This window comes from Pantoea sp. GD03673, assembly GCF_029844725.1.
Lineage (GTDB): Bacteria > Pseudomonadota > Gammaproteobacteria > Enterobacterales > Enterobacteriaceae > Pantoea.
This window is the reverse complement of the sequence record NZ_JAOCKJ010000018.1, coordinates 1-17,496: the sequence shown is the minus strand read 5'-3', so window position 1 is coordinate 17,496 and position 17,496 is coordinate 1. Positions and strand designations below refer to the sequence as shown.

Sequence of the window (17,496 nt, the reverse complement as noted above, 5' to 3'; positions counted from 1 at the left end):
GATGCGGCGCTGGGTCATCCTGATTGCCACCCATCTCGCGATGCTCGCCATGGGCTTCGCGGGCGGTGTCTACACGCTGCCGATCCTGACCGCCCCCCAGGCCCCGGACGCGGCGGCCTTGCGGACCATCTCAGCCGAGACGCTCTACGCAGGGCGTCTGGCCCGCGATCTCAAAGGCAGCGACCTGCTTCACTGGGGGGAAGGCGAGATCCGGGTCTCGCGCGACCGTATCGCCCATATCGGGCGCCTCGCCCCTGGTCCCGACTACAAGCTCTACCTCGCACCACGTTTCGTCGACACGAAGGAGGCCTTTCTCCTAATCAAGGACAGATCAGTCCGCGTGGGCGATGTGAAGACGTTCAACGGCTTCATCGTCGAGGTGCCTGCCGGCATCGATGTCCGTGACTACAACACGGTCGTCATCTGGTGCGAAGCATTCGACCAGTTCATCAGTGCGGCAGAGTATCAACCCTCAAGTCAGGCCCGAGAACGAGCCCGGCGATGGATACCATGAGGTCGGCGGGCAAGCGCGGCCTCGTTCTCGCGCCGGTGGCGGCGCTGCTGCTGAGCGTCGCCGCTCTGCTGCTGGGCAATGGCCTGCTGAGCACGCTCCTGATCGTGAGAGCCGGCCATAAGGGGTTCTCGACCGGCGCGATCAGCGCGATGATGTCCTTCTATTTCGCGGGTTTCACGATCGGCGCGCTCGTGTTGCCACCGATCATCGTCTCCGTGGGACATGTCAGAACCTTCGCCGGCTTCGCGGCCATTGCCTCGATGACCGCCCTTCTCCATGTGGCGTTCGTGGAGCCGATCGCCTGGATGCCGCTTCGCCTGATTACCGGCTTCGCCTACGCGGGCATGATCCTCGCAACGGAGAGTTGGCTCAACGCCCACGCATTGCCATCCACACGCGGGCAGCTCCTGTCGATATTCGGAGTTGTCTCTATGGGCTCATGGGCAATCGGGCAGGCGTTACTCAACATCGCACCGCCCGCCGACGTGACATTGTTCCTCATCGTGTCGCTGCTGATATCAGCGGCGGTGGTTCCGATCACCTTGCTGCCCAGTCATCCGCCGGCCCAGGTGGAACAGGAATGGGTCGCGTTCAGGGACCTCGTCCTCGTATCACCTCTCGCTGCGGCTGGCGCTTTCCTGGCCGGCCTGGCTATCGGTGGTTTCTGGGGCATGGGCGCGAACTTCGCCCAGAGCATCGGCCTCGATGTGGGCGGTATCTCCGCCTTCATGGCTGCGGTTCTTGGTGGAACGCTCGCCTTCCATTGGCCACTCGGTTGGCTTTCGGATCGAGTGCCCCGGAATCTTGTCATCGCCGGTGCGGCGCTGGCGTCCGCAGCGTCTGCCATCGGCGTAGCGTTGGCGGTGGAAGCGCCTCTGCCGCTGCTCCTTGCGGCAGGTGCGCTGTTCGGCGGCTTTGGCATCCCGATTTATTCGTTGTGTCTCGCCGTCGCAAACGACGATCTTCCGGCCGGTCGGCTACTCGGCACCGCGCGCGGGCTTCTGTTGCTCAACGGGATCGGGACAGCCGCTGGCCCCCTAATAGGAGCAGCTGCAATGAATATCGTCGGCCCTGGCGGCCTGTTCCTTTATGCGGCGGCGTTGCTCACGCTCCTGGCAGTGCTGGCCATCGCCCGCAGGCAGCCGAGGCGCGCCAACCAGGCCAAGGCGGCCCCCCGTTCTCCGAGCACGCCGATGATAACCGGATCTCTCGATACGATGATATGCATGGAGAAGCGGGCGCAGGGCGTGCGGGATTAGCGCGGCACGGCGCCTGCACGAACCGCGGGGTCAGGCGATGATAGCTGTTACGCGAATTTCGATACGCATGGTTGGAAGCCCCAGCGCTTCGATTCCCAACTGCGTCCAGATTGGAGCGCGGTCGGGCATGTAGTGGCGATACAGCTTGGCCATTGTTTCGTTGATCACGGGAGGGAATCCACCGACGTGATAGGAATTGACGTGGACCACATGCGGCCAGCGTGCTCCGGCGGTCGCGAGCGTCCGTTCCACGTTCTTGAACGCCTGCTCGATCTCTTCCTCAATCGACTCCGGAATGACGAGATCGTCGTTCCATCCGCCCTGTCCGGAGATCTCCACGCGGTCACCAATGCGCATTGCCTGAGAATAATGAAGCGCGTCATGCAGGCGCGTCCCGTATCCGGGGGTGATGAAGAATGAAGGTGTTGTCATGAGTTTGCCTTTGATGAGCCAGGTCAACGCGGCTGCAAGTGACCGTATGCATGCAGAAAGAGATGCAGGGCGTTCGGCACTAGCGCGCCGGCTGCGGTGGAGGGCTTTATTCCACGTCTTCTACGGTGAGGTCCCGGCCGTTGAACTGCACGGTCTCCCCGGCTCGGGCACCCTCGATCGCTTCGAAGATCGGCGCCATCGTGGAAATGCCCATGAGCTCACGCCCCTGACAGGTAAACTTGCTCGTTGACACCGCGATCACAAAGTGGCGGCCGGACAGCTTGACGACAGCGCCTTCGTTGACGGCCAACTTGGGGCCGAAATCGATCGTCCTGAGCTTTTCGAGTTTATTGGCGTAGTCATGGAGCGTGTCATCGAGCGCTTCAGCGAAGTCGCTCGCGACCTCGGCCTGAGCTAGTTCGTCGTTTTCGATCGGTTCGCTCCGATCGAGCCGAGCGGTAGAGACATAGTCCAGGTAGTTTTCGCGAGCGCTGTGCAACGCTGCTGTCTCCAGCAAGAGCATAGTTTCTCGTATGTGGTCCTTGTTCCAGTCCATAATCACCTCCTAATTTTCGATGTTCTTAAAGTTCAGCCTGCAGATGTGTGGGCCAGGAAGGCCAGCCTTTCCGGCTAAGCGACACCGCTATTCGTCGCTGATGACGTCTTCGCCCTGGTATGGAACCCTGATCAGCCGAGGATCTCGAATGATGCTCGTGACGAGCCAGACATATTCCTGCTCGGCGGTATCGAAGCCGAGGATGCTGAAGGATTGGCCGAAAGGGCATGGCGGGAAGTCTGGAAAGCCCTCGCGCAGAACGTAACGCTCGGGATCGCTGTGAAACTCGCTCTTGTAGACTTTCCGTAGTCCGTGCTTGCTCGGCGCGTCCTGGTCACCTGCCGGTGCTGTTTCCCGATGCGCCACAAGGCGCTCGGACAAGTCGCGGGGGCAGATTTCGTGGAACACGTCGAAGGCGTCGATCAACAGGCCTTTATGCTCTGTCGCCGGATCGGTGATCGCGTAGATGTTGGAGGCATCTTCGCCGTCGTCCCCGCTCTCGAGGCGCAACGCCGCATCGACGCGAATGCTGCATGCATCGAGGGTTGACCCTAGTTCGAGATCGACGAGATTGCCGTCCTTGACGCGGTATTCGCGGTCATAGCCTTTGGCGATGAATGACTGGACTGCTTCTAGAACGTCGGTCACCTGGGAGGTCATGGAAGCACCTTCATCTTGAACTGGATTGGACACGCTCGCGCACAAAGCGCGCTGTGACTCGGCGGACGGAGAAGCTCGCGAAGTGCGTTACTCATAGCCACTTGGCCTTCTTGAAGCGCATGAATAGGAGAAGGCAGAACACCGCTATCACTCCGAGCACGACGAAGTAGCCATATGGCGTGTCCAGTTCCGGCATGTGCTTGAAGTTCATGCCATATATTCCGGCGATCGCCGTCGGGACCGCCAAGATCGCCGCCCAGGCCGCGAGCTGGCGAGTGACCACACCGATCCTTTGCGCTTCCAGAAGGCTGCTGGCCTCGAAGACCGTGGACAGGACAAGCAGGAGGCCGTCGACCATGGACTGCACGCGGTGGACATGGTCCGCGACGTCGTGGAAATATGGTGTCATTTCGGCGCTGATGCAGGGAAAGTGGCCGCGAACGAGCTTTCGCACCAGCTCGGCCATAGCCCCGAGCGTGCGCTGGAACCGCGTGAGTTCGGACCTTAGTTCGAAGATTCGCGCCACCTCTTCTGGCTCGAGGAAATCGTGCAGCGACCGTCGCTCCATCGCCAGGACGTCGTCCTCGATCATTTCGAAGATGGGCAGATACTGGTCGACCACTCGGTGCAAGATCGCGTGCAGCACATAGTCGACACCCTTGCCGAACTGCGTCGGCGATGCCTCGAGTTGCTCCCGAAGTTTGCCCAGCGCTCCGGCATTGCCGTGCCGCACGGTGATAAGGTGATTGTGACCGGTGAAGATCGCCATCTTGCCGTAGCTGATCCGGTCGCCGACCAGCTCGGCGGTCTGGGCGACGACGTACAACTCATCGTTGTAGACCTCGAGCTTGGGCGGGCACAGCGGGTGCATGGCGTTGTCGATCGCCAAAGGATGGAGGTTATACGTCGTCTGGATCGCGCTGAGTTCGTCTGCGGTGGGCTCGCTAAGCGCGATCCAGCAGAAGCCCGAGCGATTCTCGTTTAGTTCGACGTGCTCATCGAGCCTGATTTCACGGACTCGCTTACCTTCGTTGTAATAATATGCGGCGATAATGGTCATGCAGGCCTCGCAGGAATTCGCAGGCCACGCTGTACAGCCGGTCGCGCCAGCCCGCGTTCGAGCCATGCCTGCACGTTCGAATAGCTGCTTAGGCCGAGGATGTCGCCCGCTGCGTAGAATTCGACCAGCGCATTCACCCAGCCAAACGTCGCAATGTCCGCGATCGAGTAATCATCGACAATCCATTCGCGGCCCTCCAGCCGGTGATCCAGGACCCCGAGAAGACGCCTGGATTCATCAACAAAGCGCTGCCGAGGTCGCTTGTCCTCATAGTCCTTGCCGGCAAATCGCAGGAAAAAGCCTAGCTGTCCGAAGGTCGGCCCAACGCCCGACACCTGAAAGAACACCCAGGCCAGAGTCTCGTACCGCTGGGCGGGTGTTGTTGAGATGAGCTGCCCCGTCTTGTCGGCCAGATAGATGAGGATCGCACCGGTTTCCCATATGCCAATGGGCTGGCCGTCAGGGCCAGCCGGATCGATGATCGCGGGTATGCGGCCGTTGGGATTCAACGACACGAACGCTGGATCCTTCGACTCGTTGTTCGAGATGTCGACGAAGTGGGGCTCATACGGCAGGCCAGTCTCCTCCAGCATCATCGAGACCTTGACGCCGTTGGGCGTGGGGGCCGCGTATAGTTGCAAGCGATCCGGATAAGATGCTGGCCAGCGCTGCGTGATGGGAAAGGAGGAGAGGTCTGTCATATCTGGATCCTGGCACTGCGACGGCGGCTGAATGGAATGATCTGCTTCAAGGCCGGGTTCGACGACCGCGTCGATTGACGCGGTCGTCGGAGGTTGCGAACCGGATCGGCGCGGCACTAACGGCAGCGAAGCCTATTCCGCTGCAGCCCCGGCCGCAGGGCTCACATCGCCGGCCTCATGCCGCTTTGGAAGAACCCAGTCGGGACGGACGAAGTGGCAGGTGTAGCCGCCCGGCCGCTTCTCCAGATAATCCTGGTGATCGGGCTCGGCCTCCCAGAACTCGCCGACCGGCTGGACCTCGGTCACCACTTTGCCATCCCACAGCCCCGAGGCATCCACATCGGCGATCGTATCCTCGGCGACGCGCTTCTGCTCCTCGTCGACATAATAGATGCCCGACCGGTAGGAGAGCCCACGATCATTGCCCTGGCGGTTCAGCGTCGTCGGATCGTGGATCTGGAAGAAGAATTCCAGGATGTGCCGGTAGCTCGTCACTGTCGGGTCGAAGACAATCTCGATCCCCTCGGCATGCGTGCCGTGATTACGATACGTGGCGTTCGGAATATCGCCGCCCGTGTAACCCACACGGGTCGAGATGATGCCGGGCCGCTTGCGGATCAGATCCTGCATGCCCCAGAAACATCCTCCTGCGAGAACAGCGCGCTGATGCATGTTAAGCCTCCTCTACTTGATCGAGATATTCACCGTATCCCTCGGACTCCATCTCGTCGCGCGGGATGAAGCGAAGGGACGCAGAGTTGATGCAGTAGCGCAGACCGCCGCGGTCGGAAGGACCGTCCGGGAAAACGTGGCCCAGATGGCTGTCGGCGTGTACCGACCTGACCTCCGTCCGGACCATGCCGTGTGCACTGTCCCGCACCTCGTTCACGTTTGCCGGAACGATCGGCTTGGTGAAGCTGGGCCAGCCAGTACCCGAATCGAACTTGTCCGTTGAAGCGAACAGCGGCTCTCCCGACACTATGTCGACGTAGATGCCAGGCTCCTTGTTGTCGTTGTGCTCACCCGTGAAGGGCCTTTCGGTCCCCGAATCCTGGGTAATCCGGCGTTGCTCGGGGGTCAGGCGGTCAACTGCTGCCTGTGACTTCTCAAACTTCATGATAGTCTCCAATAATTAATCTAGAGAGCTCGACACACTGTCATTTATCTTTGCAGTCATTGCGCCGACTATAGCAGTGCGCCCCAGATTTATCCAATACGCTGCGCGTATAGTTTCCATAGCGCCGAAGCTCTTCACGTCGTGATTCAGTTCCACTCATACCGGGCTGCCAGCTGCGCGATGTTCCGTATCTCGACCGTTGCCGTGGAGCCGGATACTGTCGCGATCACGACTTCGCGCTCCAAGACAAATCCGTCGATCGGCCGAGTGACGAGGCCTTGCACGGTCGGCGATCGTTCCGGAAGAATGCATATGGCGTGGCCGTCAGCGACGACCCGTTGCACCCAGTCCTCGCGATCTGATCGAAAGCGAGGTCGCATGAGCAAGTCCCGTCGCGCGAAGTGATCGAGGATCCGATCGCGAAACTCGCATTTCAGGCGATCGACGAAAGGAAACTCGAGCAGGTCTTCGCCGCGCACGATCTCGTTGGCAGCCAAGGGATGGTTTGCAGAACAGCCGAGCACGAAGCGCTCCCGAAATAGAGGATGCACATCCAGCTTGCGTTCCGGTCTTGTTTCACGCGGCATGATGCACGCGTGGTATTTTCCTGAAAGCACCTCCGATGTGTCCTCGTTCGACTGGAGCGAGTGCAGCTTGATTTCGATGGATGGCATCTCCGCCAATGCGCTCTCGAAGAATGCCGTAAATTCCTTTGGTCCGACGGTGGGCGCGACGGCGACATCCAGCACGCGGTGCCCCCCCATCGCCCAGTGCTCCGAGTGATTGCGAACGCTCTTCATCGCGACCACCATGCGCCGGAATTCTGCCTCGACGTCATGGCCAAGGCCAGTCAGGCGGCTGTTCTTCCCGTCGCGATAGATCAGCGGCCCGCCAAGCTCATCTTCCAAGCGGCGGATCGCGCGGGTCAGACTTGGCTGTGACACACCGCTCAAGCGAGCGGCCGCTGTGAAATTCAGCGTCTCGGCCAAGTTGATGAAATAGCTGACTTGATTGAGTTCCATAGTCCTTTGGCCCACGCGCCTGACTGATACCTCTTCCGTGAGACCGCCTTTGGAAAGCAGGTCGCAGAAGTATGCTTGGCGCATATAATCATGGTATAGGGGCTTGTCTATATGCGCCAGACATATAAATGATAGCCTGAGATGACGATTACCGGTTGGCGGTGCGCTCCGCTCAGCTCCGTCGAAGGTTCTGAGAGCGCAACCGCCAAGCCGCGTGCTGGAGGTTTGATGGACATGGCAGGAAGATCATTTACGTTTGTCAGTGGGGCTGGCTCTCCGCTGTCCGGGCACCTCGAACCGCCGGAAGGGACGCCGCGGGGCTGGGCGATCTTCGCCCACTGCTTCACGTGCGGGAAAGACAGTCGCGCCGCTGTTCACATCTCGCGCGCGCTGTCGCGTGCGGGCATCGGGGTCTTGAGGTTCGATTTCGCCGGGACCGGGATCGGCGGTGGGACGGGAGAACCTGTGAACTTCGCGTCGGACGTCGAGGACCTTCGGGCCGCCGCAAATGCGATGGCGGCGGCGGGCATGTCACCGTCCCTCCTCGTCGGGCACAGCCTGGGTGGCACCGCTGCGATCGTAGCCGCCGCCGACATGCCTGATATTGCGGCGGTAGCGACGATTGGTGCGCCGGCCGACCTTCAGCATATCTTGCGCCTCTTCGGACCGAATGATCTGGACACCATCGCGAGCGAGGGCGAGGCCTCGGTGGAGATTGCCGGTAGGCCCTTCCTCATTCGCCGAGGGTTCCTTGAGGCGGTTGAGGGGATCGACGTCGAGAAGGCCATTGCCTCCCTGCGACGGCCGGTGCTGGTCATGCACTCTCCGCTGGATCAGGTGGTCGGCATCGACCACGCGTCGCGCATCTTCGTCGCGTCCAGGCACCCTAAAAGCTTCATCTCGCTCGACAACGCGGATCACCTTCTCACCGACGTCGCGGACGCGAACTACGCCGCGGCCATGGTGGCGGTTTGGGCGAGCCGCTTTCTCCCACCACTCAGCGCGGATCTTCCGCAGGTCGAGGTTGCGGAGGGCGTCGTCTCCACCGAAACTCTTGCAGGGACGTTCCAGCTCAAGGTCCGCAGCGGCGAGCACACTCTGTTCGCCGACGAGCCAGCATCGGTCGGTGGCCTCGGGACCGGACTATCTCCCTACGAACTCGTATCTGCCGGCCTCGCAGCCTGCACGGTGATGACGATGCGTCTCTATGCGAACCGCAAGGGCTTTCCGCTCGAACGGGCGAGCACGACCGTGCAGCACGAGAAGGTGCCGGACATGATGCCACCCGACCGGTTCACCCGCACCATTGTCCTCGATGGGCCGCTGAGTGATGATCAGCGCGCTCGGATCCTCGCGATCGCTGATCGGTGTCCCGTCGATCTGAGTCTCATCCGGGGTTCGGACGTGCAGACCGAGCTCTTGAGCGCCAGTCAGGCTGCGGATCCCGCGAGGCTGGCTTGACCGTGGCGCACACGGAGGAGGGCGAACGGACTGTGAGCCAATCGCCTACCGGCAATAGGGCGGCCGCGACAGAGCGAGCAATTCTCGCAGGCGGCTGCTTCTGGGGCATGGAGGATTTGCTGCGCCGAGCCAGGGGAGTCATTTCGACGCGTGTCGGTTACACAGGCGGAGAAATGCCTGATCCGACCTACGCGAGACATTACGGCCATGCGGAAGCAGTGGAAGTGACCTTCGACCCTTCCGTTCTCGCCTATCGCTCGCTCTTGGAACTCTTCTTCCAGATACATGACCCCACGACCTACGAGCAACAAGGCAGCGATGTCGGTCCGAGCTATCGATCGGCGATTTTCTACACCACCGAAGTGCAGAAGGAAGTCGCCCTCACAACCATCGCGGAAATCGAGGCATCAGGAAGCTGGCCAGGCCCGGTCGTGTCGGAGATCAACCCAGAAGAACCCTTTTGGGAGGCGGAGCCAGAGCACCAAGAATACCTGGTGCGCTATCCTGGGGGCTATAGCTGCCACTTCGTGCGCCCGACCTGGCGGTTGGACCGCTCAGACGAACGCCCAGCTGTAATACTTGACAGAAAGAGTTGATGATGACCGAAACCGTGACTAATCAGGCCGCCTGGCAGAAAGCGCCGGGGCAGCCACTGAGGATCGGTGTCACCGCTCTGCCGCATCTGGCGGCGAACGAGATATTGATCCGCAACGCGGCCATCGCGATCAACCCACTCGACTGGATTCTGCAGGACGTCGCGCTTTTGCCATGGCTCGACTATCCCGCGATTCTCGGCAGCGACGTCTCCGGTGAGGTCGCGGCGGTCGGTGGCGCGGTCGAGCGGTTCAAGGTCGGCGATCGAGTCATCGGACAGGCGGTCGGGACAACCGTAAATCAACCTGCGCAGGGTGCGTTCCAGCACCACACGATCGTGCTGGACCACATGGCGGCGCCGATCCCCAACAACATTGCCTTCGCTGATGCGGCAGTCCTCCCGCTTGGCCTTGGCACCGCCGCAAGCGGGCTCTACGGACGGACACAGTTGGCTCTCGCGCCACCGTTACACTCGCCGACCGCGCGTCCAGAGGTCGTTCTGGTCTGGGGTGGATCGTCGAGCGTTGGCTGCAACGCCATCCAGCTCGCGGTGGCGTCGGGCTACAGGTGCGTCGCCACCGCTTCGGCGCGCAACGTCGGCCTGTTGAAGGAGCTGGGTGCAAGCGAGGTTCTTGACCACTCGAGTCCAGCCATCGTGGAAGACGTGATTGAGGCAATGCGCGGGCGCAGTCTCGCTGGAACGCTTCACGCGACCGGTCACATGAAAGACTGTTTTGCCGTAGTTGCGAGATGCGAGGGCTCGCGCCGGGTGGCAGCGACGCTGGCCCCGCCCGACGAGCGTTCATTTGGAGTCGAGGCGACGCACATCTCCGGGACGAGCCTCAAGGATGACGAGGTTGGTCCAATGATCTACCGCGAATTCCTGCCGCAGGCTCTCGCGGCGCGCACGTTCGTCCCCGCCCCTCCGGCGAAGATCGTGGGCCAGGGCCTTGAAATGCTCCAGGCTGCCTTGGAAGCCCTGAAGGCGGGTGTATCCGCAGCGAAAATCGTCGTTACCCTGCCTTGAGTGACCAGCCAGGCGGTTTTTCGCGTTCGCAGTCTGAGGTGGCCCGCACTTTGCCGATTGGGAAGCTCTACCGGGAAAACGCGTTTGGGACGCGCGCTGCGCTCCTGCCGGAGCATGCGTTCCCGAAACCTGTTCCCGACTGCTTTTCCCCGAAACTACCTATCGGACATAGAGAAATGGGAATGCAGCGAGTGGTTTGAACGGCCGCTTCCGAAACCGCGTTCCGATCAATTGAGCGGCTAAAAGTGGGGCGATCACCGACATATTAGAATGAGACCGCCATGCCCGATCGGCCGGCTTGACGCGTAGCCAAAAGAATGCGGCTGATGGTAGGCTCGCTGACATTATGAAGCCCCGCCATCTGAGCAGCGTTGAGCTGCCGCAATTGCGAGTCTCCTACGCGTCGTCGTTCTTCTCGCGGTCCACACCTCGCTCATGCAATTCGGCATCGACGGGGCAGTTCGTGCAGCCCTCGTAGCAGCACAAGCGGCAGATGCGGTATGACTGCTCGAGGTTTTCCAAGCGATTTCGGAGAACGCGTTCAGCGATGTCCGATAAGGTTTTCAGTTCGTCTGGATTAAGGATCGATAGCCCTTCGGCAATCACTTGATCGCGCGAGGCCAGGACCTCGTCGCTCGCGACCTTGCCAGTTGGAGTAAGATAGAGGGATCGCGCGCGCCCGTCTGTCGAATGCTCCCTACGCTCGATCAATCCCTCGCTTACCAATCTATCCACCAGGCGAACAGTTCCAGCATGTGAAAGGCCCACCCCGATCGCAAGCATACGGATCGAGAGCCCGGGCTTGTGCGCGAGCAACGCCAGCGCTGAGGCGGCGGGTCCAGCTTCCGGCGCCCGCGATGAACTAGCGCGAACGATGTCGTCGCTGATCATGAGTGCGAACGCCCCGAAAATGTTTCGATCTCGAGGTCCATCCATTGCCACATCTATATGTGCGCGGAGCATAGACAGCAAGCCATACCGTGGTCCTCTTCCTCCGCGCGGCTTGTGGAAAATGTCCTGTTTTAGAAGGGTTTCGGAGGATTTCGACTGATCGAGCGCGCCGAAAAAAACGGGTCCGGCTCGTTAAGGCCGCGGAACCGTTGATACCTGGCGGCTATAGGGCAAGCCTTTTCGCTCGGAATCGCCGTAGGTCGCGCCCGAGAATCACTCCGCGTCAGCGCTGTCATCCAGGCCGCGCAGGTGCAGATCAGCGAGACCTAGCTTGCCCCCGGCGTCGCACTTCCATCGTGTCACCGCGCGCGATCACGATTGTATCAATCCCATTGAGGAACAGTCCGTGCTCCACGACGTCGGGGATTGCGGCGAAACGGGCGAAGACCGCGTCGCCATGCAGCTGAGCGCCTCCGGGCTCGATATCGCGACGGAGCATCCATGCCCCGCGGAGGTTCTGCAGGATTTGCACGCCCGCCGTCACGAGAGGACCACAGTCACGAGAGCACAAGCGCCCCTCTGTGGCGGACCGAAGCACGCAGCAGCACGAGGGACGCCGCTAGCAGAACTGCGTCCTTCAGTAGAAACTGCCCTGGTGCAGCCGAAATCGCAGGAAAGCCGCCGGCAGTCTGCTCCGCGACACCTGGAGTGGTGATGAAAAAGGTCAGCGTGATCAGATAGGTCGCTGCTGACATTAGTGCGCCTAGCGCAGAGAAGAGTGGACGAAATGCACCAAGGATCAGAACGAGACCGGTCGATAACTCGATAACGCCGATGAAATAGCTTTGCCCCTGCGTCCCGAACATGCCGAGCCAATTCATGATCGGGCTGTGTTCGATAAACGGGGCGATACCATAGGCCTCGTACGCTGTGAACTTCATCGCGCCGAACCACAGAAATACGATCACGAGAGCCCATCTAAGCAGGCCAAGATCCCTCCGACCGTGCTCGGGGACAAGAAATTCATAACGGTCGAAAATGCTCATCTAAAATTCCTCAACAGTGGTCCCGTGGGAACGTCACGAACGTCGTCTACGTGCTTCGGGCAGGCGTTGCAGTATATGCGCGACGCATATACCATATACCATATACCATATACTAATAAGCGAGATATGTCGAGCGGCTGGCTCGCGCTTCGCTGCCTCACTCGATCAATCGCACCGTCCCGGCATGAGAAAGCCCGATCGAGGTAGCCAAAACGCTGATCGGCAGTCCGGGCTCCATGCTGAGTAACACCATCACGGCGGTCCCCGGGCCGCTTGGTGAAAACGAGGCCGAGACACTGGCGATGCTGTCTGCAACGGCCAACGCGAGTGCACCTAAATGGTACTTGGCGACCTCAGGCTCCATACCGCAAGAATATATGCTTCGCGCATAGACTTCAAGCGTGTGAAAATGTATGACCGCCGCATGCATCTATGACAGATTCGGACATGGTCATGCTCATTGAGGGGCTCAGCTCGGATTCCACATCTGAGATCAACGGACGTGCTCGTTCCCCAGGCGCTAGCGGGGGTGGGCTCGATGAAAGTGGACGTGCATGGGTGCCGCTCACCGGGCGCAGGCGGTTCGCCGATGAGACCGCCGGTATGATCGGACGGGTCTCATGCCCGACCTGACTCTTGATCTCCGATACCTGAAGTACGCCGTTCAGGTCGCCGAGGCCGGCAGCTTCCGCCGAGCGGCGGAGCGCCTATCGATATCGCAATCCACCGTCAGCCGACGTGTGCAGCTGTTGTCATTTTCAGAAGACGACTGCACCAGACAACGCGGTTTGAAGGCTGTTGTGCAGTCGTCTATTGAACGAACAGTATCAGGAGTCCGCTGCACGAATGATGACCTCAAGCCGGTTCTGGTCGCGCTGGCGACCGATCAGCCCCTGGATGTGCGATACCGCGACCACGATCTTTCCGGCGATTGGGCGGGCTACCGCGAATGCCACATCAAGCCCGACCTGCTGCTGATCTACCGCAAGTCCGACGCCGACACCCTGCGACTGGCGCGGCTTGGCTCCCATAGCGAGCTGTTCGGCTGATGCCAGTCGCCTTGTCCGCCAAACGATCATTAGGCGGCCAAACCGGACGCCTGTCCGAAAACATCTTGCGCAACGGGATGACGGACAATAAGATAGGCGGACGGTATAACGGACAAATGGGCGGAAATGGCACTCATCGGCTATGCGCGGGTATCGACGGCGGAACAGGACACCGCCTTGCAGACGGATGCGCTGCGCAATGCAGGCTGCGAACGGGTTTTCGAGGACACGGCATCCGGGGCCAAGGCAGACCGGCCCGGCTTGGCCGATGCGCTGGCTTATCTGCGCGATGGCGATGTGCTGGTCGTCTGGCGGCTGGATCGGCTTGGCCGCTCCCTGCCGCACCTGATTGAGACGGTCGGCAAGCTGGAAGCACGGGGCGTCGGCTTCCGCTCGTTGACTGAAAACATCGACACCACCACGCCGGGCGGACGGCTCATCTTCCATGTGTTCGGTGCGCTGGGCCAGTTCGAGCGCGACCTGATCCGCGAGCGCACCAAGGCCGGGTTGACCGCTGCCGCCGCACGCGGGCGCAAAGGCGGACGCAAGCCGGTTGTCACTGCCGACAAGTTGCAACGAGCGCGGGAGCTTGTCGCCAACGGCTTGAATGTCCGCGAGGCCGCCGCACGCCTCAAGGTAGGAAAAACCGCTCTCTACGCTGCCTTGCAGGCGGCCAGTTCTGGCAGTGCAGCCGACTCCTGATATTTCGTGCAGTCGCCTTCTGAAAACGACAGCGCGGCACGGGAATCAAGGCATTGCGATTCTCGAAAATAGTTCTTGAAATTCTATTCTTGATTGCATATCATCTCAACGAGTTTCGATAAGAAAGGATGCGCATGCGACCGTCTGTTGTGCTTGACATGAAGCGAAGCGCAGTGCGTGAAGCGGTAGGCCGCTTTCGCGCCGCGAACCCGCGCGTCTTCGGCTCGGTGCTGCATGGCACCGACCGGGATGGCAGCGACCTCGACCTGTTGGTCGATGCGCTGCCCGGTGCCACGTTGTTGGACTTGGGCGATTTGGAAGAAGAACTGAAATCGCTGCTCGGCGTTGACGTCGATCTGCTGACTCCCGGCGACCTGCCGCCGAAGTTCCGGGCCAAGGTGCTCGCGGAGGCGCAACCGATATGAGCGAGAACCGCCTGCCCGATTACCTCGACCACATTCAGCAGGCCGCAACCGATGCGCGCAGCTTCGTGGAAGGGATGGCCAAGGACGACTTCTTGGCCGACAAGCGCACCCAGCAGGCCGTCATCATGAGCCTGATCGTCATCGGCGAGGCGGCCACAAAGGTGATGGATGGCTACGTCGAGTTCACCCAGGCGCATGCCGACGTGCCGTGGCGCAGCATGCGCAATATGCGTAATCGCATGGCTCACGGCTATTTCGACATCAACCTCGATGTGGTGTGGGAGACGGTACAGGAATGGCTGCCGGCGTTGCTCCAGCAATTGCCCGCCGTGCGTCAGGATGCCGACGATGAAGACCGTAACGACAAAGGCATGGAGCCATGACCAATCAAGCCGCCGATGTTCGGCCCCTCTGGCGTGTTCGATCCCGCGACCTATGAGCCGCGCTCGGGCAAGACCTTCTGGATGGCCGCAACGGACGTGAGTTCGCTGGTGGGCAAGGAGGCAGCAGCCGACACGCTCATCGGCAACTGCACGACCGCACGACCAGCCTCCCGTTCAAATTCGAGTTAGAACTCATATCCAGCCTGTCTGGGGGCACTGTGAAAGAGGGATCTCCGATGACTGTTGAATCGAGAATATTTTCTGTAGCCGAGTATGTTCAGCCGTCCGAAGGCGAGCCTATTCGTTCCGTTGTGCTTGAAACCCGAGACTCAATTATCGTGGTTTGGCATGTCCATCCCGGGCAGGAAATTGCGGCTCACATTCATCCTCACGGCCAAGACACGTGGACTGTTTTGTCGGGAATGGCTGATTACTTTCAGGGCAATGGGATTGTTCGTGCCCTCAGGGAAGGTGAGATAGCCGTGGCAAGACCGGGCCAAGTGCACGGGGCGCGAAATACAGGTACCGAGCCATTTGTGTTCGTCTCGGTTGTGGCATCAGCCAATGCCGGTTTCGTATTGGCTGAGCGATAGAGCCCAATCTCTGGAGTTGGTCCAATGAGCGGTCGGGGAGATAGGTAACAGACATGCAGCGGACACGGCTGCTAAACCAGGTCGCAAACCTCCTTGCGTCGCAGCGTGCCGCAAGCGACGCGATCAATCGAATGGGGTCGGCATGAGACTGAACACCATCCAGTTCCCGACCGCGTAGCCGCCTGTCCTGCCGATCAGGTCTTGACCATCGACGCCTGGGATCAGTCCTGAATGTTCTTGGAGACCACTACGTTATGAGCCGCAGCCGCCGCAAAACACCCATCGTCGGGCACACGACCTGCGGCAGCGAGCGCGAGGACAAGAAGCTCTGGCATCAGCGCTGGCGCACCCGTGAGCGCACGGCGCTGACCAGCGCGTCGCCCGAAGCCCTGAGCGCCCATCTGCCCCTGCTGGAAAACCAGGCCAGCAGCGTCTGGTCGATGGGCAAGGATGGCCGCTCCTACTGGCCCGTCAAGCGCCAGGCCGCCACGGCGGATCGCATCGCCAATCACAAGGGACGCAACCCGCAAGAACGCGCCTCCCTGAAAAAGCGCCTGCTGCGCAAGTGGATGAGCAAATGAAGCTCTCCTTCCATCAGCACATTGCGCTGTTCTGGATGATCGGTGCTCCGGGCGTCTTCGCGCCCGTGATCGAGAACGCCAAGCGGCCCGATGCCGGCGCCGTCATGGCGTGGGGTGTCGCGATCGTGGCGGTGATGATCCTCTTCACCCCTTTGCTGCTGCGCTGTCCACCATTCCGGCGCTGGTATGGCCGGACGGATGCGCTGTCGGAGCGGCAGCGCCAGGCGCTTGCCGAGCGCGGCCTGCGCCGCTACTACCAGACCGCTTTCGATGACGGCTACGTGCCCCGCGTGATGCCCTACGTGTGGCGCATCATCTGGACGGTCGGCGGGTTGATGGCTGTGACCGCCGTACTGCCTACCAACACCGGACGGCCAGCCTTCGATGCCTTGGTGGTCTTCTCGACCTGGTATCCGATAGGCGTGATGCTGCTGGTTTTCGCGTCGAGGCCCCTTGGCCGGTTGATTCGCCAAAGAGCACAGGAGCGGCGGAAATGAGCACGTCAACCATCGAGGCGCTGGCCAGCGCCTGGGCAAGGATTGCCGAGGAAGCGGAATTCCCCGCTGACTACGAGGGGACTGCCACACCACAAGCGCATCGGGCTAGCGAAGCTATTCAGGAGCAGATTCGGGAGCGCATCGTCGCCACCAACGACATGCGGCTGTTCAGCCTGCTGCACCTGCTGGGTCAGGCGTCGCTGCGCATGGAGCAAGCGCTGTGGCCGGAGGATTACGAGCGGATGACGCGCGAGGTTGAGGAAGCCCTGCGGCAAGCCACCGACGCCAACGCCAGATCGTACACCCACGAAGAAGTGATGCAGGCGATGCAGGAACGCATCGACCGGGCGCGAGACAAGCCATGTTGATTGGCTATGCGCGCGTCTCGACGCAGGATCAGAACCTGGAGCTGCAACGCGAAGCCTTGAGCAAGGCCGGATGTAAAAAGGTCTTCGAGGACAAGGTGAGTGGCACGCGGGCAGACCGGCCTGGCTTGGCCAAGACGCTCGAAATGCTGCGCGAAGGCGATACTTTGGTCGTCTGGAAGCTCGACCGGCTGGGCCGGTCGGTCAAGCAACTGGTCGATCTGGTCGGCGATCTGCACAAGCACGGTGTCCAGTTCAGGAGCCTCACCGACTCCATCGACACCGGCACACCATCCGGGCGGTTCTTCTTCCACGTCATGGCGAGCCTTGCCGAAATGGAGCGCGAGCTGACCGTCGAGCGCACCCGCGCCGGGCTGGAAGTCGCCAAGCAGCTCGGCCGCAAAGGCGGCCGCAAGCCGAAGATGACCGACAGCAAGATCGAGTCGGCCAAGAAGCTGCTGGCCAGCGGGGTGCCGCCCAAGGACGTGGCCAAGAACCTCGGCGTGTCCATTCCGACGCTGTACCGCTGGGTGCCAGCCTCCACGCACGCTTAGCGTGCTT

General features: G+C 61.0%; 24 protein-coding genes and 1 pseudogene. 15 read left to right on the top strand and 10 right to left on the bottom strand.

All coding sequences use genetic code 11. From position 1 onward, the window contains the following. Window position 1: 1 nt before the first annotated feature. Together N5J69_RS21195 and N5J69_RS21190 are read left to right on the top strand one after the other, a co-directional pair. Entirely contained in the window at window positions 2-514 is a 513-nt protein-coding gene (locus N5J69_RS21195) for a DM13 domain-containing protein (RefSeq protein WP_004357637.1), read from the top strand. Next, the gene (locus tag N5J69_RS21190; RefSeq protein ID WP_004357638.1) at window positions 502-1,773 is read left to right on the top strand and encodes an MFS transporter; all 1,272 of its coding nucleotides are present in this window, start codon (window positions 502-504) and stop codon (window positions 1,771-1,773) included. Before N5J69_RS21195 ends, N5J69_RS21190 begins: the two co-directional genes overlap by 13 nt. A gap of 30 nt (window positions 1,774-1,803) precedes the next feature. Here N5J69_RS21190 and N5J69_RS21185 read toward each other — a convergent pair whose 3' ends face one another. The 8 genes from N5J69_RS21185 to N5J69_RS21150 form a co-directional block, all read right to left on the bottom strand. Beyond that, window positions 1,804-2,205, bottom strand: coding sequence for a RidA family protein (locus N5J69_RS21185; RefSeq protein WP_004099044.1), 402 nt, complete (start codon window positions 2,203-2,205; stop codon window positions 1,804-1,806). A gap of 106 nt (window positions 2,206-2,311) precedes the next feature. Beyond that, window positions 2,312-2,761: a hypothetical protein gene (locus N5J69_RS21180; RefSeq protein WP_004099042.1), complete on the bottom strand. Its 450-nt coding sequence runs from the start codon at window positions 2,759-2,761 to the stop codon at window positions 2,312-2,314. A gap of 87 nt (window positions 2,762-2,848) precedes the next feature. Then, on the bottom strand, window positions 2,849-3,421 hold the full coding sequence (locus tag N5J69_RS21175) for a hypothetical protein (protein WP_004099040.1): 573 nt from the start codon (window positions 3,419-3,421) through the stop codon (window positions 2,849-2,851). Between the two features lie 91 nt (window positions 3,422-3,512). Then, the gene (locus tag N5J69_RS21170; RefSeq protein WP_032640602.1) at window positions 3,513-4,481 is read right to left on the bottom strand and encodes a magnesium and cobalt transport protein CorA; all 969 of its coding nucleotides are present in this window, start codon (window positions 4,479-4,481) and stop codon (window positions 3,513-3,515) included. Then, window positions 4,478-5,182, bottom strand: a complete 705-nt coding sequence (locus N5J69_RS21165) for a glutathione S-transferase N-terminal domain-containing protein (RefSeq protein WP_004099038.1) — start codon at window positions 5,180-5,182, stop codon at window positions 4,478-4,480. The genes N5J69_RS21170 and N5J69_RS21165 overlap by 4 nt, the downstream gene beginning before the upstream one ends. A gap of 132 nt (window positions 5,183-5,314) precedes the next feature. Beyond that, complete coding sequence (gene msrA / locus N5J69_RS21160) at window positions 5,315-5,854, bottom strand: peptide-methionine (S)-S-oxide reductase MsrA (protein ID WP_004099036.1); 540 nt, start codon at window positions 5,852-5,854, stop codon at window positions 5,315-5,317. A gap of 1 nt (window position 5,855) precedes the next feature. Continuing rightward, window positions 5,856-6,299, bottom strand: coding sequence for a peptide-methionine (R)-S-oxide reductase MsrB (gene msrB / locus N5J69_RS21155; protein ID WP_004099035.1), 444 nt, complete (start codon window positions 6,297-6,299; stop codon window positions 5,856-5,858). 146 nt (window positions 6,300-6,445) lie between these two features. Next, window positions 6,446-7,321, bottom strand: a complete 876-nt coding sequence (locus N5J69_RS21150) for a LysR family transcriptional regulator (protein ID WP_011191349.1) — start codon at window positions 7,319-7,321, stop codon at window positions 6,446-6,448. A gap of 228 nt (window positions 7,322-7,549) precedes the next feature. Between N5J69_RS21150 and N5J69_RS21145 the strand changes: the two genes are divergently transcribed. Genes N5J69_RS21145 through N5J69_RS21135 form a run of 3 tightly spaced genes read left to right on the top strand, consistent with a single transcriptional unit; the run spans window position 7,550 to window position 10,403 of the window. Continuing rightward, window positions 7,550-8,782, top strand: coding sequence for a bifunctional alpha/beta hydrolase/OsmC family protein (locus N5J69_RS21145; RefSeq protein ID WP_004357650.1), 1,233 nt, complete (start codon window positions 7,550-7,552; stop codon window positions 8,780-8,782). A gap of 32 nt (window positions 8,783-8,814) precedes the next feature. Next, a complete protein-coding gene (gene msrA / locus N5J69_RS21140; protein WP_011191350.1) occupies window positions 8,815-9,378 on the top strand; it encodes a peptide-methionine (S)-S-oxide reductase MsrA in 564 nt (187 codons plus the stop codon). Beyond that, the gene (locus tag N5J69_RS21135) at window positions 9,378-10,403 is read left to right on the top strand and encodes a zinc-binding alcohol dehydrogenase family protein (protein ID WP_004357654.1); all 1,026 of its coding nucleotides are present in this window, start codon (window positions 9,378-9,380) and stop codon (window positions 10,401-10,403) included. Before msrA (N5J69_RS21140) ends, N5J69_RS21135 begins: the two co-directional genes overlap by 1 nt. Before the next feature lie 396 nt (window positions 10,404-10,799). Here the strand turns inward: N5J69_RS21135 and N5J69_RS21130 are convergent, their stop codons facing one another. After that, a complete protein-coding gene (locus tag N5J69_RS21130; protein ID WP_004099028.1) occupies window positions 10,800-11,294 on the bottom strand; it encodes a MarR family winged helix-turn-helix transcriptional regulator in 495 nt (164 codons plus the stop codon). 557 nt (window positions 11,295-11,851) lie between these two features. After that, complete coding sequence (locus tag N5J69_RS21125) at window positions 11,852-12,340, bottom strand: DUF417 family protein (protein ID WP_004099027.1); 489 nt, start codon at window positions 12,338-12,340, stop codon at window positions 11,852-11,854. Between the two features lie 620 nt (window positions 12,341-12,960). On the opposite strand from N5J69_RS21125, the pseudogene N5J69_RS21120 reads away from it, so the two are divergent. The 10 genes and pseudogenes from N5J69_RS21120 to N5J69_RS21075 all read left to right on the top strand — a co-directional run. Further along, a pseudogene (locus N5J69_RS21120) lies at window positions 12,961-13,080 on the top strand (LysR family transcriptional regulator); the annotation flags it as partial. 60 nt (window positions 13,081-13,140) lie between these two features. Further along, window positions 13,141-13,389, top strand: coding sequence for a type II toxin-antitoxin system YafQ family toxin (locus tag N5J69_RS21115; RefSeq protein WP_012585400.1), 249 nt, complete (start codon window positions 13,141-13,143; stop codon window positions 13,387-13,389). Between the two features lie 126 nt (window positions 13,390-13,515). Next, window positions 13,516-14,091 (top strand): recombinase family protein, encoded by a 576-nt coding sequence (locus N5J69_RS21110; RefSeq protein ID WP_001173919.1) that lies wholly within the window; start codon window positions 13,516-13,518, stop codon window positions 14,089-14,091. 134 nt (window positions 14,092-14,225) lie between these two features. Beyond that, entirely contained in the window at window positions 14,226-14,516 is a 291-nt protein-coding gene (locus N5J69_RS21105; RefSeq protein WP_001247892.1) for a nucleotidyltransferase, read from the top strand. Next, window positions 14,513-14,899 (top strand): DUF86 domain-containing protein, encoded by a 387-nt coding sequence (locus N5J69_RS21100; RefSeq protein ID WP_003100872.1) that lies wholly within the window; start codon window positions 14,513-14,515, stop codon window positions 14,897-14,899. The genes N5J69_RS21105 and N5J69_RS21100 overlap by 4 nt, the downstream gene beginning before the upstream one ends. A 236-nt stretch (window positions 14,900-15,135) precedes the next feature. Then, window positions 15,136-15,492: a cupin domain-containing protein gene (locus tag N5J69_RS21095; RefSeq protein WP_003465043.1), complete on the top strand. Its 357-nt coding sequence runs from the start codon at window positions 15,136-15,138 to the stop codon at window positions 15,490-15,492. 254 nt (window positions 15,493-15,746) lie between these two features. Beyond that, window positions 15,747-16,073 carry a hypothetical protein gene (locus N5J69_RS21090; protein WP_003100858.1) on the top strand — a complete coding sequence of 109 codons (327 nt, stop codon included), beginning with the start codon at window positions 15,747-15,749 and terminating at the stop codon, window positions 16,071-16,073. Further along, complete coding sequence (locus tag N5J69_RS21085; RefSeq protein WP_003100856.1) at window positions 16,070-16,570, top strand: hypothetical protein; 501 nt, start codon at window positions 16,070-16,072, stop codon at window positions 16,568-16,570. The genes N5J69_RS21090 and N5J69_RS21085 overlap by 4 nt, the downstream gene beginning before the upstream one ends. Further along, window positions 16,567-16,938, top strand: a complete 372-nt coding sequence (locus N5J69_RS21080; RefSeq protein ID WP_003100853.1) for a hypothetical protein — start codon at window positions 16,567-16,569, stop codon at window positions 16,936-16,938. Before N5J69_RS21085 ends, N5J69_RS21080 begins: the two co-directional genes overlap by 4 nt. Next, window positions 16,932-17,489 carry a recombinase family protein gene (locus N5J69_RS21075; RefSeq protein WP_003100847.1) on the top strand — a complete coding sequence of 186 codons (558 nt, stop codon included), beginning with the start codon at window positions 16,932-16,934 and terminating at the stop codon, window positions 17,487-17,489. The genes N5J69_RS21080 and N5J69_RS21075 overlap by 7 nt, the downstream gene beginning before the upstream one ends. The last annotated feature ends 7 nt before the right edge of the window (window positions 17,490-17,496 follow it).